This is a genomic window from Streptomyces sp. NPDC014656 (genome assembly GCF_043084305.1).
In the GTDB taxonomy this organism is placed as follows: Bacteria; Actinomycetota; Actinomycetes; order Streptomycetales; family Streptomycetaceae; genus Streptomyces.
On record NZ_JBIBZN010000006.1, the window covers coordinates 327,366 to 341,909 of the forward strand.

Here is a 14,544-nt window from a genome sequence, read left to right on the forward strand (position 1 = left end):
CCGGGCCCCGGAACCCACTGCGCCGGTTCCGGGGCCCGCTGTACGGCCCCCTCTCCTGGCTCGCATCCGGCCCCGGCTTCCCGCCGGGGCCGGACGTGTGTCCGGACCTCGGCTCAGACGCCGTCCGCCTTCGCCTTCGCGTCGATCGCCGCCAGCGACCTGCGTACCTGATTGCGGTCGGTCGTGTACCAGAAGTCGGGCATCGAGGCCTTCAGGTAGCTGCCGTACCGCGCGGTGGCGAGCCGCTGGTCCAGGACGGCCACCACACCCCGGTCGCCGGTCGCCCGGACCAGGCGGCCCGCGCCCTGGGCCATCAGCAGCGCCGCGTGCGTCGCCGCCACGGCCATGAAGCCGTTCCCCCCGGCCTCCTCGACCGCCTTCTGGCGCGCGCTCATCAGTGGGTCGTCGGGGCGGGGGAACGGAATCTTGTCCATGACGACCAGCTGACAGCTGGGACCCGGCACGTCCACGCCCTGCCACAGCGACAGCGTGCCGAACAGACAGGTCTGCGGATCCGCCGAGAAGTTCTTGATCAACTCGCCCAGGGTGTCCTCGCCCTGGAGCAGGATCGGGAACTCCGGAATACGGCTCCGCAGCTCCTCCGCCGCCAGCTGGGCCGCCCGCATCGAGGAGAACAACCCCAGGGTCCGCCCGCCGGCCGCCTGGATCAGCTCGGTGAGCTCGTCCAGCATGTCGCCGCGGTCGCCGTCCCTGGCCGGCTTGGCCAGGTGCTTGGCGACGTACATGATGCCCTGCTTGGGATAGTCGAACGGGGAGCCGACGTCGATGCCCTTCCACACGGGCAGGTCGTCCCCGGCGATGCCCTCGGGGGCCAGACCCAGCGAGGCTCCCACCCCGTTGAAGTCGCCGCCCAGCTTGAGCGTGGCCGAGGCGAGGACGACGGACCGCTCGGTGAAGAGCTTCTCCCGCAGCAGCCCGGAGACCGAGAGCGGCGCGACCCGCAGCGAGGCGCCGAAGCGGTCGTGGCGCTCGTACCAGACGACGTCGTACTCGGAGCCCTGGGTGATCCGCTCGGCGACGCCGTGCACGGTCTCGACCGAGGCCATCGCCTGCTTGCGGACCGCGTCCTCGTCCTGCACCGAGCGGTCGCGGGTGTTCCCCAGCGCGGTGATCACCGCGCGGGCCGCGTCGCGCAGGGCCATCAGCGCGTACGCCAGGTCCTCCGGGATCTTCTCCAGGCGGCCCGGCAGGGCCAGCTCCATGACCCGCTCGAAGCCCTCGGCAGCGGTCTGGAGCTGGTCGGCGACCTTCTCGTCCACGAGCTTGGCGGACCGGCGCACCGCCCGGTTCACCTGGCCGGGGGTGAGCTCGCCGGTGGCCACGCCGGTGACCCGGGAGACCAGCTCGTGGGCCTCGTCGACGATCAGGACCTCGTGCTGCGGCAGCACGGGGGCGCCCTCGATCGCGTCGATGGCGAGCAGGGCGTGGTTGGTGACGACGACGTCGGCGAGTTTGGCGCGCTCGCGGGCCGCCTCGGCGAAGCACTCCGCACCGTAGGCGCACTTGCTCGCGCCGAGGCACTCCCGGGAGGAGACCGAGACCTGGGCCCAGGCCCGGTCGGAGACGCCGGGCGTCAGGTCGTCCCGGTCGCCGGTCTCCGTCTCGTCCGACCAGTCGCGCAGCCGGATCAGGTCCTGGCCGAGCTTGCTGGTGGGCGCGGCCGCCTCGAAGGGGTCGAACAGGCCGTCCTCCTCGTCCTGCGGGACCCCCTCGTGGAGACGGTGCAGGCACAGGTAGTTCGACCGGCCCTTGAGCATGGCGAACTGGGGGCGGCGGCGCAGCTGCGGGTGGAGCGCGTCGACCGTCCGCGGCAGGTCGCGCTCGACGAGCTGGCGCTGGAGCGCCAGGGTGGCGGTGGCCACCACCACCCGCTCCCCGTGCGCGAGCGCCGGCACGAGATAGCCGAGCGACTTTCCGGTGCCGGTGCCCGCCTGGACGAGCAGGTGGGAATTGTCGTCGATGGCCTCGGCCACGGCCTCGGCCATGGTGACCTGGCCGGGCCGCTCCGTGCCGCCGACGGCGGCGACGGCGGCGTGGAGGAGCTCGGGGAGGGATGGCTTCGTCATAGCGTTCCCAGCCTAAGGGGCCGCGCTGACAGCGGAGGCACTCCTCCGGATCACGCGAGGGGGTTGGGGACGGTGCCGTGGACGGCGGCGTGCGGGCGGTCGGAGCGGTCCCGGTAGCCGTCCATGTGCAGTCGGTTGCGGTTGAGACAGAGGCGTTCGATCCGGGGGGTGAGCAGGTCGAAGAGCTCGAACCGGTCCTTCAGCTCGGGGAAGCGCTCCTGGTGGCGGATGATCTCGGCCCGGACGAGGGACCAGAAGTCCGTCTCCGGGACGTCGAGTTGTTCTTCGCACAGCGGGGCGAGGTAGCGGAAGACGCCGACGAAGAGCCCCGAATGGATGAACTGGGTGAGGAAGCCCGGTTCCTCGGTGAGGAGGACGGCCCGGACGTCCTCGGGCATCGTCGCGTGCTCGGGGAGCGGGTGGGCGCTGATGTTGACGTCGTCGACGAAGTCCTTGATCGCCAGACGGACGGGGACGTCCTGCTCGTCGTAGACGACGATCGCGTTCTCTCCGTGCGGGGAGAAGACGGTGCCGTAGCGGTAGAGGAAGTGGAGCAGCGGCGGCAGCAGGGCGGCGAAGAGGCGGCGGAGCCAGACGGTGGGGGCCAGGCCTGAGCGCTCGACGAGTTCGGCGACGAAGGCGCGGCCCTCGGGGTCGGTGTGGAGCAGGGAGGCGAGGGTGCGGGCGCGCTCGCCGGGCGGGAGGCGGAGCGGTTCGCGCCAGATCGCGCCGAGCAGTTCCTTGTACTGGTACGGGACTTCGGGCAGCCGGTCGTAGAGGGGGTGCTCGACGGTGACCGAGGCGACCTCGCCGAGGAGGATCACGCCGCACTCCTCGCGGAGGAAGGGGTCGGCGTCGCGCAGGCCGTGGACCCAGGCGGTGACGGCGGGGGCGGCGAGGGTGCGCTCGGTGGGGAGGCCTCGCCAGACGAGGGTGTTGAGCACGGAGAGCGGCAGTTTGACGGTGAGCCGGTCGGGTCGGCCGGTGTTGAGGAAGGTGCGGATGGACTGCTGCGGCAGGCGGAGGTCGCCGTCGGCGGAGAGCGGTACGAGGGCGCCGGAGGCGATGGCGGGGGCGTAGAGCGGGAGCAGGATCTCGTCCCACTGCCAGGGGTGGACGGGCAGCAGCAGGTACGTGTCGGGGTCGAGGCCGCGGGCGGTGAGCTCGGCACGGAACGCGTCGAGGACGGGCGGGTCGAGTTCGCCCGCGTAGAGCTTGTCGGGGGTGTCGAGTCCTTCGACGCCGCGGTAGGCGGCGATGCGTTCGCTGACCGCGATCCACGGGAGGCGGGTGGCGCGGCGGGCCTCGGGGGCCCAGCGGGCGGCGTCGCCGGCGGAGAAGCCGATGCGGCCCTTGTTGAGGACCAGCCAGGGATGTCCGGTCTGGTGGCCTTCGAGTTCGGCGTAGGGCAGGTCGGCGAGGCGGTCGGCGGTGAGGGCGGTGTGGTGGAGGCGGGCCTCGGCGGCGAGGGTGGTGGAGAGCTCGCGGATGAGGTGGCCGAGGGTGGCGCCGTCGAGGCCGAGGAGTCGGCGGGCGCGGACGAGCAGGTCGAGGGGGTCGGTCAGCGGGCGGCCGTCGCAGGTGATCGTGCCGGGATCGACGCGCCAGCCGCCGTAGGCGCCGCGGCGGGCGGTGAAGGCGAGGGCGGCGCCGTCGTCGAGGGCGAGGGAGTAGCGGTCGGGGGCGTCCGCGCCGGCGGGGAGGGGTTCGAGGATCTCCTCGTAGGCGAACTCGCCGAGGGCTTTGGCGAGGGTGCGGGCGGAGGCGCGGGCCCAGGCGGTGGGATTGAGCTCGGGGGGCGCGAGCAGTTCGGAGGCGGGGGCGGTGGTCGCCGCGGGTCGTGCGGAGTCGTGGGGTGCTGGGGACGTCGTCACAAAGACTCCTCGAAGTGGGAACCGCTGTGGGTCGAGCGGTGTATCAAAAGCAGAGGGTGGTCACAGAACGTGACGGAGGGCCCGGTCACGGATCATGAGGGCGGCTCGTTTGTCGGGAAGGTCGATTTCCGCCGCGTAGCGGAAGCCGGCGCTGAGGAAGGCCGAGACGGAGGGGGTGTTGCGGATGTCGGGTTCGGCGACGACGCGGGTGCAGCGGGGACGGTGGTCGAGGACGAGATCGGCCACGGCTCGCAGGAGTGCGGTGCCGACGCCCCTCCCCCGGTCCGCGGCGCCTCCGAGGAGGAGATGGATGCCCGTGTCGTGCGGGCGGGCCGGGTAGGCGCGGGAGAGCGGGTCGAGGTCGGCGCGGTAGAGCTCGAAGTAGCTCATCGGTGTGGAGTCGAGGACGCCGAGGCAGGGGACGCTGCGGCCGTCGCCTTCGAGCTGGGCGCGGACGTGGTCGGCGGTGACCGTGTCGGGTCCGGCGAGTTCCCAGAAGGCGGCGACGGCGGGGTCGTTCATCCACCGCGCGAGCAGGGGGAGGTCGCGCGCCAGGCGGACGGGGGCGAGGCGGAAGCGGCCGAGACGGGTGTCCGCCGGTGCCCAGGAGGCGACGGAGTCGAGCAGGTCGCCGTCGAGTCGTCGGTCGGCGGACTCGCTCGGGGAGTCGCTCGCGGCGTCGGGCGTGGCCGAGGGTGCCGGCTGTCCGCCGGTGAGGAGGGCGACGAGGTCGCCGACGCGGAGGTCGAGGGTGTCGTCGCCCGTCGGATCGGCCGGCGGCCGGTCGGCAGCGGCAGCGGTTCTGGTGCCGGTGTCGGGTCTGTGGTCCGGATGTATGGACATGCGGCGGGTCTTCCATGGGTCGTGGGCGTCCCCGCGGTGGGTGGGCGGGGGACGCGCCGGTGGACGCGGGCCGTGGGCGACGGTGGGCGGGCCGCCCGGGGACTCAGGCGCGGAGCGGGTTGGTGATGGTGACGTAGACGGACTGGGTGTCGACGGGGCCGACGAGTTCGTCGAGGCCGTGGAGGCGGGTGAGGAGGTTGGCCTTGCTGCGGAGGGTGGCGGCTTCGAGGAGGCGGTGCGGGAGGGGCGAGCCGAGACCGGTGGCGGAGGTGAGGAAGGAGCGGAAGGCGGCGAGCAGGATGCGCTCGTCGGCGAGGTGCTGGGCGCCGAAGGCGCCGATCAGGCCGAGGACGTTGTTGATGCCGAGGTAGTAGGCGAAGCGCTCGTCGGTGACCTGGTCGGAGACGAAGGTGTCGCTGTGGGTGCCGATGCCGGGGAGGCGGCTCTCCAGTTCGGCCCGGTGGGACTCGCGGAAGTAGTAGCCCTGGTTGTCGCGGTAGCGGCCGCCGGCGGGCCAGCCGTCGGCGTCGAGGAGGACCAGGGTGTTCTGCTGGTGGGCTTCCAGGGCGATGCCCGCGTGGCCGTCGAGCCAGAGGACGGGGCGGACGACCTGGTCGAGGTAGCGGAGGAACCACTCGGCGGAGACGGCGGCGACGGGGCGGCCGGTGCGGGCGGACAGGCGGTGGACGAGGTCGGCGAGCCGGGAGCTCATGCCGGGGGTCCCGGTCCAGGGGCGGGGGGAGGTGAGGGCCGCGAGGCAGACGGCGTCGTCGCCGGGGCCGAAGGGGTTGTGCCGGATCATCAGGTCGAGTCCGGGGACCGGGGTGCCGTCGGGGGCGTCGACGGCGAGCCAGGCGGGGTCCCGGACGATGTCGAAGCCCGGGTGGGCGGCCTGCCACTCGTCGACGAGGCCGGTGCGCAGGAGGCGGTGGACCTCGACGCCGCGGTGGAGTTCCTTGCGGAGGTTCTCGCGGCGGGAGTTGGTGATGCGCAGGCCGAGGGAGAGCTTGAGCATGGCGCGGGCACCGGGGCGGTGGACGGTGCGGACGGAGGAGGTGGGGTGCCAGCGGCTGCCGTGGGGGCCCAGGTCGTGGAGGAGGCCCTGGTCGAGGAGGGCCCGGATGTCGGGGCGGTGGAGGAGTTCGCGGGCCTGCCAGGGGTGCAGGGGCAGGGGGGTGGTGCCGGCGGGGTGGGCGAGTCCTTCGGCGAGGCCGGTGGCGAGCTGTTCGGCGGTGACGGGGCGGCCCTGCTCGGTCCAGGCGGAGTCGGAGGCGAGGAGCGAGGCGTCGACGGCGAACCAGTGGAGGGGGAAGGAGCCGTGGAGTTCGGGCGAGTAGAGGCGGGACTCGGCCTCGGAGAGTCCTTCGCGGCTCTTGGGAGTGGGGTGGAGCGGGTGGCCGAGGAGGAGGGACTGCTCGGCGGCGAGAAAGGGATCGGCGCCGGGGTGGGGCCGGGGGTCGCGGCGGCAGGCGGTGAGGAAGTCGGCGGTGCGGCGGGCCGAGTCGGCGACCCGGCCGACGAGTTCGGTGGCCTCGGTGCGGCCGGTCTCCCGGCTGAGGAGGGCGGCGAGGGTGACGGCGTCGACGGCGGGGGCCGAGGAGGGGAGGCCCTCCAGGGTGGGGGTGCCGAAGCGGTGCCAGCCGGTGGGCGACCAGTACGGGACGGGGACGAGGAGGGCGGTGCCGCTGGCGTCGAGGGGGATGCGGAGGGTGGTGGTGTCGGGAGCGGGGAGGTTCTTCTCCCGGACCCAGCAGCGGAGGAGGTTCTCGACGGCGGCGGTGTCGGCGGCCCGCTGGGGGTCGGGGTCGTCGAGCGGGTCGGCGGCGGGGGTGCCGGGCCGGTGCGGGTCGGTGGCCTGCGTGGCTCCCGGGCGGGGCGTCCTCGGGAGGCTGGGGCCGGTGTGCTGGCGCGGGACCGTGGGTTCCTCCGCGTCGGGGTGGGGCTCGGTCTCGGGCAGCTGGGAGGTGGGGGTGGCGTTCACGCGGGTTTCCTTGGAGAGGGGGCCGTGGGCGGTCCGGTTCAGTGGGACGGTCCGGGGGCGGGCCGGTGGGGGGCGGGCGGCCGGGGGACGTGGGCCCGTTCGGCGGCGGCGAGGGCGTCGGCGAAGCGGTCCAGGACGGCGGTGGCCTGCTCGTCGGTGAGGGTGAGCGGGGGGAGGAGGCGCACGACGGCGGAGTGGCGGCCGCCGAGCTCGACGATGAGGCCGCGGGCGAGGCACTCCTGCCGGACGGTCCGGGCGAGGGCCGGGGCGGCGGGCGGGGTGGGGTCGTCGGGGCCGGCGGCCTCGGGGTCGACGAGTTCGACGCCGATCATGAGGCCGCGGCCCCGGACGTCGCCGACGCAGGGGTGGGCGGCCTGGAGGCCCTGGAGCCGGCCGAGCATCCGGGCGCCGAGGGCGGCGGCCCGGTCGGCGAGGCGGTTCTCGCGGACGTACGCGAGGGTGGCCGTGCCGGCGGCCATGGCGAGCTGGTTGCCGCGGAAGGTCCCGGCGTGGGCGCCGGGTTCCCAGGCGTCGAGTCCGGAGCGGTACACGATGACGGCGAGCGGGAGGGAGCCGCCGATGGCCTTGGAGAGGATCATCACGTCGGGGACGACGCCGCTGTGCTCGACGGCCCAGAAGGCGCCGGTGCGGCCGACGCCGGTCTGGACCTCGTCGACGACGAGGGGGACGGAGTGCCGGGCGGTGATGCTCCGCATGCGGCGCATCCAGGCGTCGGGGGCGGGGAGGACGCCGCCCTCGCCCTGGACGGCCTCGACGATCATTCCGGCGGGGGTGGTGACGCCGCTCTTGGGGTCGTCGAGGAGGGTCTCGGTCCAGCGGGCGGAGAGTTCGGCGCCGCGCTCGCCGCCGATGCCGTAGGGGCAGCGGTACGACTGGGGGTACGGGAGCCGGGTGACGCGGACGTCGTCGGCGCCGCCGGAGACGGCGAGGGCCCCTGCGGTCATGCCGTGGTAGGCGCCCGTGAAGGCGAACAGGCCGCGGCGGCCGGTGGCGGTGCGGACCAGGGTGAGGGCGGCCTCGACGGCGTCGGTGCCGGCGGGCCCGCAGAACTGGATCCGGGCGTCGGCGGCGAGCTCCGGGGGGAGGGTGGCGAACAGTTCGGAGGTGAAGGCGTCCTTGACCGGGGTGGCGAGGTCGAGGACGTGGAGGGGGGCGCCGGAGTCGAGGACCTTGCGGATGGCTTCGAGGACGACCGGGTGGTTGTGGCCGAGCGCGAGGGTGCCGGCTCCGGAGAGGCAGTCGAGGTAGCGCCGGCCGTCGGCGCCCTCGATGGTCAGGCCGCGGGCCCGGACCGGGACGATCGGCAGCGAGCGGGCGTAGGTGCGGGCGGCGGACTCGCGCTGGGTCTGGCGCCGCAGGATGGCCTCGTACCCGCCGGCCGCCGTGCCGTATCCCCGCCGGGTGGACGCGGCGGGACCGGGCACGGCGGGATCCGACGCGGCGGGACCGGGGGCGGCCGGAGCAGCCGCCGCCGGACCGGCCGGGGGGCCTTCACCGGGGGCCGGGGCCGCGCCGGGGGCCGGGGGCCGGGTGGTGGCGGTGGCTGGAGCTGATTCGGTCACGGCCACGGCTCGGTGTCCTCCCGCGATAACAGTTGCGTTGCACATCGGCGGACCGCCCGGCCGCACCCAAAGGCCGCTCCGAGCGCCGCCGTTGTGTCCCCCGCACGTACCAACGACGGGAACTGCCGGGGAACACGGTCGGGAGGCAAGATCCTTGGCGTGTCCCGGATCACGGCATGACAACGGCCGCACCGGCTCCGGAACCACCGGCGGGGCGCGTACCGTCCCCTCCGGCACCGGCATAGTGGGGGCCGTCGTTCTCGCGTCCGTCCGGACGTGAGTGCGACCGAAGCTCAGACATGTACCAGTTGACGTAGTCCCAGGGGGATCACGAGATGCGATCGATTCGTCCGCTGCTGATGGCGGCGTCCGCCGTCGCGGCGCTGACGCTCACCGCGACGGCCTGTGGCCCGACCGAGGAGAACGCAGGAGACAAGCCCAGTGCGCCGGTGAGCGAGAACCCGGTCGACAAGATCAAGATTCCGGAGGACCTGAAGAAGCGCCTGCAGGACCACGGCATCGATCTCGACAAGTGGCGCGACGGCGAGTGGCGGAACTGGGACAAGGACAAGTGGCTTCGTGAGGCGAAGGACTTCGTCAACCCGATCATCGAGGACCTCTGGGACCCGGACCGGATGCGGGACGCCGAGCGTCCCGAGCGTCCGGTCGAGGAGGAGGACATCTCGGGTGACGAGGGTGTCACCGACCCGACGCCGAAGCCGGTGAAGGCGAAGGCGGTGCCGGCGAAGTACCACGCCAACTCGCCCGCCTCCGGCAAGGTCTTCTTCGACGGTCCCGATGGTTCGATGGTCTGCTCGGCCACCGTGGTGAAGGACCCGGCCCACCCCGGCAAGTCCAACCTGGTGTGGACCGCCGGCCACTGCGTACACAAGGGCAAGGAGGGCGGCTGGTACCGGAACATCGCCTTCGTCCCCTCCTACAACGACTCCGCGCTGCCCACCTCCGACCTGGAGAAGGCGACGCGCGAGCAGATCGCGCCGTACGGCGTGTGGTGGGCGGACTGGGTGAAGACCTCCGACCAGTGGATCGCGCAGGGCGCGTCCACCGGCGGCGCGGGCGCCCCGTACGACTTCGCGGTCATCCAGGTGACCCCGGAGAAGGGTTCGTCCGGCAAGTCGCTGGAGGAGACGGTCGGCACGGCCCTGCCGGTCGAGTTCAACGCCCCGGCGGTGCCGAAGATCGCGAGCATGACGGCGACGGGCTACCCGGCGGCGCCGCCGTTCGACGGCCAGAAGATGTTCCGGTGCGCGGACGAGCCGGGCCGTCTGTCGCTCAAGGCGGAGCAGCCGACGATGTACCGCATCGGCTGCACGATGACGGCCGGTTCCTCCGGTGGCGGCTGGGTCGCGCAGGGCCAGGACGGTCAGCCGGCTCTGGTGTCGAACACCTCGATCGGCCCGTCGACGGCCGGCTGGCTGGCCGGCCCGCGCTTCGGCCCCGAGGCCAAGGCCATCTTCGACGAGGTCAGCAAGAAATACGCCGGCCGGTAGCCCGCCGGCGGTGCGCATCCGAGGGAGGCGGGGCCGGACGGTCCCGCCTCCCTCCGCTCGCTCAGGACACTTTCCAGGGGGAAACCACCACATGCGTTCCGTACGACTCATACCCGCGGCCCTCGGCGTGGCGACGGCGCTCGCGCTGACCGTCACGGCCTGCGGGCCGACCGAGACGCCGGCGGCGGGCGGGGCGAGCGGCTCCGCGTCCGCGTCCGCGTCCGCGTCCTCGCCCGCGCCTTCCGAGGGGGCCGGCGGCGCGGACGGCCTCGCGGGCGACCTCGCCGACAAGCTCAAGAAGCACGGTGTCGACCTCGACGCGTGGAAGCGGGGCGGGTGGCGGGACTGGGACACCGGCACCTGGCTGCGCGAGGCCGAGGACTTCGTCAATCCGGTCATCGAGGACCTGTGGGACCCGGCGCGCATGCAGTCGGCGAAGAGCCCGGACCCGACGATCACCGCGCAGGCCGGGGCCTCCGGCTCGGACCCGGTGCCGCGGCCGGTGACGGCGCAGCGCGAGAAGACGCCGTACCACCGCCACGCCGCCCCCGTGGGCAAGATCTTCTTCGACTCGCCGCAGGGCTCGATGGTCTGCTCGGGCACGATCGTGCAGGACCCGCGCCGGCCCGGGAAGTCCAACCTGGTCTGGACGGCCGGCCACTGCGTCCATGCCGGGCAGCGCGGCGGCTGGTACCGCAACATCACCTTCGTCCCGGCCTTCAACGACCTGGGCAAGTCCCCCGCGGCGCTGCGGAACGCCCGGTCGCACGAGGTCCACCCGTACGGCCAGTACTGGGCCGACTGGGCGGTGACGTCGGGCGAGTGGCTCCAGCGGGGCGGCACCGCACAGGCCTGGCCGTACGACTACGCCGTCCTGCACGTGCAGCCCCGGCGCGGCGGCAAGTCGCTGGAGGAGACCGTCGGCGCGGCGCTGCCGGTCGACTTCTCGGCCCCCGCACCGGCCCGGGCGGGGACCGTGGGCGCCTGGGGCTACCCGCAGGCCGCCCCGTACAACGGCGTGATCATGCACAAGTGCCTGGACCGGCCGTCCCGGCTCACCACGGCTCCGGCGACGCCGGTCATGTACCGGATCGGCTGCACGATGACGGCGGGTTCGTCGGGCGGCGGCTGGTTCCGGGCGTTGCCGGGCGGGCGGACCGCACTGGTGTCGAACACCTCGATCGGCCCGGCGGGCGGCCGGGGCTGGCTGGCCGGCCCGCAGCTCGGCCGCGGGGCCCGGGCCGCGTACGACATGGTCAGCAAGAAGTTCGCCCGCTGACCGCTCCTCGGAGAACGGCTCCGGCCCCCCTCCCGGTCGGGAGGGGGGCCGGAGCCCCGGTGCCTCGTGCGGTCCGCGCTCAGTGCGCGGCGGGGACGTACGGCGCGAGTGCCGCCGCCAGTTCCTCGTGCACCCGGGCCTTGACCAGGGTGCCCTCCGGGGTGTGCTCCTCGGAGAGCATCTCGCCCTCGGCGTGGACGCGGGAGACGAGGCCGCCCTGCGTGTACGGCAGCAGGACCTCGATCTCCACCTCCGGGCGCGGCAGCTCGCGGTCGATCAGGGCGAGCAGCTCCTCGATGCCCTCGCCCGAGCGGGCGGAGACGGCCATGGAGTGCTTCTCGACGCGGAGCAGTCGCTGGAGGACCAGCGGGTCGGCCGCGTCGGCCTTGTTGATGATCACGATCTCCGGCACGTTCACCGCGCCGACGTCGCGGAAGACCTCGCGCACGGCGGCCAGCTGCTCCTCCGGGACGGGGTGCGAGCCGTCCACCACGTGCAGGATGAGGTCGGCGTCGGCGACCTCCTCCATGGTGGAGCGGAACGCCTCGACCAGGTGGTGCGGCAGGTGCCGGACGAAGCCGACGGTGTCGGCCAGGGTGTAGACCCGGCCGGACGGCGTCTCGGCCCGGCGGACGGTCGGGTCGAGGGTGGCGAACAGCGCGTTCTCCACCAGGACGCCGGCGCCCGTGAGGCGGTTGAGCAGGGAGGACTTGCCCGCGTTGGTGTATCCGGCGATGGCGACCGACGGCACCTTGTTCCGGCGCCGCTCCTGCCGCTTGATGTCACGGCCGGTCTTCATCTCCGCGATCTCCCGGCGCATCTTCGCCATCTTCTCGCGGATGCGGCGCCGGTCGGTCTCGATCTTGGTCTCACCGGGACCGCGGGTGGCCATGCCGCCACCGCCGCCGCCGCCCATCTGCCGGGAGAGCGACTGACCCCAGCCGCGCAGTCGCGGCAGCATGTACTGCATCTGCGCGAGGGCGACCTGGGCCTTGCCCTCTCGGGACTTGGCGTGCTGGGCGAAGATGTCGAGGATCAGGGCGGTCCGGTCGACCACCTTGACCTTGACGACGTCTTCGAGGGCGATGAGCTGGCCGGGGCTGAGCTCGCCGTCGCAGACGACGGTGTCGGCGCCGGTCTCGACGACGATGTCCCGCAGCTCCTGGGCCTTGCCGGAACCGATGAAGGTGGCCGGGTCGGGCTTGTCGCGGCGCTGGATCACGCCGTCGAGGACGAGGGCGCCCGCCGTCTCGGCCAGGGCCGCGAGCTCCGCGAGGGAGTTCTCGGCGTCCTGTACGGTCCCCGAGGTCCAGACGCCGACGAGCACGACGCGCTCCAGGCGCAGCTGTCGGTACTCGACCTCGGTGACGTCCTCGAGCTCGGTGGAGAGGCCCACGACGCGGCGCAGGGCCGCGCGCTCGGAGCGGTCGAACTGCTCGCCGTCCCGCTCTCCGTCGATCTCGTGGCTCCAGGCGACGTCCTCTTCCATCAGGGCATCGGCCCGAAGGCTCTCGGTGCGGCGCGACTGCGCGAAGCTCTGCTCGTCCTGGGAAGGGGAAGAAGAGGAGGTCATTGGATCCTTACGTCGATTGAAACGATGGTGTCGGGTACAACGTGCGACCGCTCCGGAAGATTCCCGGGGGAACTCCCGGCCGGCCGCGTCGCCGACCTGAAAATGGTGACACGGCCGCCCCGCGCCCGTCACGCGGGTTTCCTCAGCGGTCCGCGTCCGCGGGCGGGAGGCCGCGCCAGTCCGGGTGCCCGGGCATCGGCGGGGTCTTCTCGCCGTACAGCCAGCCGGCGAAGAAGGCGTCGAGGTCCCGGCCGGAGACCCGTTCCGCCAGGGCGGTGAAGTCGGCGGTCGAGGCGGTGCCGTCCCGGTGCTCGACGACCCAGCGCCGTTCCAGGCGGTCGAAGGCGGCGGTGCCGATCGTCTCCCGGAGGGCGTAGAGGACGAGGGCGCCGCCGTCGTAGACGACGGGCCGGAAGAGGCTGATCTTCTGTCCGGGCGCGGGCGGGCGGGGGGCGGCGGGCGGTCCGCCGTCGGCGCGCCAGCCGTCGGAGGAGGCGTACGCGGCCTTCATCCGCCGCTCCATGGACCTGCCGGCCGTCTCGTCGGCGTACAGCGCCTCGTACCAGCTGGCGTGTCCCTCGTTGAGCCACAGGTCGGACCAGGCGCGGGGGGAGACGCTGTCGCCGAACCACTGGTGGGCCAGTTCGTGGACCATGACCGCGTCGACGTACCACTCGGGGAAGCGGGTGTCGGTGAAGAGCCGCCGCTCGAAGAGGGACAGGGTCTGGGTCTCCAGCTCGAAGCCGGTGGTGGCGTCGGCGATCAGCACGCCGTACGTCTCGAAGGGGTACGGGCCGACCTTGCCCTCCATCCACTCCAGGTGGCCGGGGGTCCTGCGCAGCCAGGGCTCCATCGCCTCCCGGTCCTGGGCTCGGACCACGTCCCGGACGGGGAGGCCGCGCGGCCCGGTGCGGTGCAGGACGGCGGAGCGGCCGATGGAGACCTGGGCGAGTTCGGTGGCCATGGGGTGGCGGGTGCGGTAGGTCCAGGTGGTGGTGGCGCCGTGCTCGGCGCGGCCGGCGGGCAGGCCGTTGGCGACGGCGGTCAGGTCGCTCGGGGCGGTGATCCGGAAGGTGAAGGCGGCCTTGTCGGAGGGGTGGTCGTTGGAGGGGAAGACCCGGTGGGCGGCGTCGGCCTGGTTGGCCATGGCGAGGCCGTCGGAGGTGCGGACCCAGCCGCCGTTGGAGGCGGGGCCGCGCGGGTCGCTGGTGTGGCGGACGGTGACGGTGACGGGCTCGCCCGCGTGGATCGGTGCGGCAGGCGTGACGACGAGGTCCTCGCCGCTGGTCCGGTGGGCGGCGGGCACGCCGTCGACGGTGACGCCGGAGACCGTGCCGTGGGTGAAGTCGAGGTGCAGCCGGTCGAGGTCGGCGGTGGCGAGGGCGTCGACGCGGGTGACGGCGGCGAGCGGCTCGGTGTTCACGCCGGAGTAGGTGAGGTCGATGTCGTAGGCGAGGACGTCGTAGCCGGGGTTGCCGAGGTGCGGGAAGAGCGGGTCGCCGATGCCGAGGGGCGCGGGGGCGGGCAGCGCGGCGGCGATCAGCCCCGCGGTGGCGGCGACGAGGACGGCGGACCGGAGCCGGGCCCCGCGGGCCCGCCGCGCGGGGCCGCCCGCGGGCGGGGTGGCGGCGGCCGGGGGGCGGGGCGGCGGCACCGCGGTCGCGGGGGAGGACGGCGCGGGCGACCGGGAAGTGAACGGCATGGGCCAGGGCTACCAGGGCCCTGCCCCGCGCCCCGCGCCGACGCGCGCACCCGCCACCCGAAGGAGTCACGCGCGCGTGGACGCCGCCCCCTCCCTGAGCGCGAGCCGGTG

At 73.7% G+C, this 14,544-nt stretch carries 9 protein-coding genes; 2 read left to right on the forward strand and 7 right to left on the reverse strand.

The annotated features are described in order from the left end of the window. Window positions 1–113: 113 nt before the first annotated feature. The 5 genes from ACF1ED_RS17280 to ACF1ED_RS17300 form a co-directional block, all read right to left on the reverse strand. Window positions 114–2,087, reverse strand: a complete 1,974-nt coding sequence (locus ACF1ED_RS17280; RefSeq protein WP_391761219.1) for an ATP-dependent DNA helicase — start codon at window positions 2,085–2,087, stop codon at window positions 114–116. 50 nt (window positions 2,088–2,137) lie between these two features. Continuing rightward, window positions 2,138–3,961 carry an IucA/IucC family protein gene (locus ACF1ED_RS17285; protein ID WP_391761221.1) on the reverse strand — a complete coding sequence of 608 codons (1,824 nt, stop codon included), beginning with the start codon at window positions 3,959–3,961 and terminating at the stop codon, window positions 2,138–2,140. A 60-nt stretch (window positions 3,962–4,021) separates the two neighbouring features. Next, the gene (locus ACF1ED_RS17290) at window positions 4,022–4,804 is read right to left on the reverse strand and encodes a GNAT family N-acetyltransferase (protein WP_391761223.1); all 783 of its coding nucleotides are present in this window, start codon (window positions 4,802–4,804) and stop codon (window positions 4,022–4,024) included. Window positions 4,805–4,907: 103 nt separating this feature from the next. Continuing rightward, the gene (locus tag ACF1ED_RS17295) at window positions 4,908–6,785 is read right to left on the reverse strand and encodes an IucA/IucC family protein (RefSeq protein WP_391761225.1); all 1,878 of its coding nucleotides are present in this window, start codon (window positions 6,783–6,785) and stop codon (window positions 4,908–4,910) included. A 38-nt stretch (window positions 6,786–6,823) separates the two neighbouring features. Further along, entirely contained in the window at window positions 6,824–8,230 is a 1,407-nt protein-coding gene (locus ACF1ED_RS17300; RefSeq protein WP_391761227.1) for a diaminobutyrate--2-oxoglutarate transaminase family protein, read from the reverse strand. Between the two features lie 473 nt (window positions 8,231–8,703). Here ACF1ED_RS17300 and ACF1ED_RS17305 point away from each other — a divergent pair, with 473 nt between their 5' ends. Together ACF1ED_RS17305 and ACF1ED_RS17310 are read left to right on the forward strand one after the other, a co-directional pair. Continuing rightward, window positions 8,704–9,879 (forward strand): trypsin-like serine peptidase, encoded by a 1,176-nt coding sequence (locus ACF1ED_RS17305; protein ID WP_391761229.1) that lies wholly within the window; start codon window positions 8,704–8,706, stop codon window positions 9,877–9,879. Between the two features lie 91 nt (window positions 9,880–9,970). Further along, window positions 9,971–11,158, forward strand: a complete 1,188-nt coding sequence (locus ACF1ED_RS17310) for a trypsin-like serine peptidase (protein ID WP_391761231.1) — start codon at window positions 9,971–9,973, stop codon at window positions 11,156–11,158. A 79-nt stretch (window positions 11,159–11,237) separates the two neighbouring features. On the opposite strand, the gene hflX is transcribed toward ACF1ED_RS17310, so the two are convergent. After that, entirely contained in the window at window positions 11,238–12,731 is a 1,494-nt protein-coding gene (gene hflX / locus ACF1ED_RS17315) for a GTPase HflX (RefSeq protein ID WP_391761233.1), read from the reverse strand. A 142-nt stretch (window positions 12,732–12,873) separates the two neighbouring features. Further along, window positions 12,874–14,433, reverse strand: coding sequence for a M1 family metallopeptidase (locus ACF1ED_RS17320; RefSeq protein WP_391761235.1), 1,560 nt, complete (start codon window positions 14,431–14,433; stop codon window positions 12,874–12,876). Window positions 14,434–14,544 lie beyond the last annotated feature (111 nt).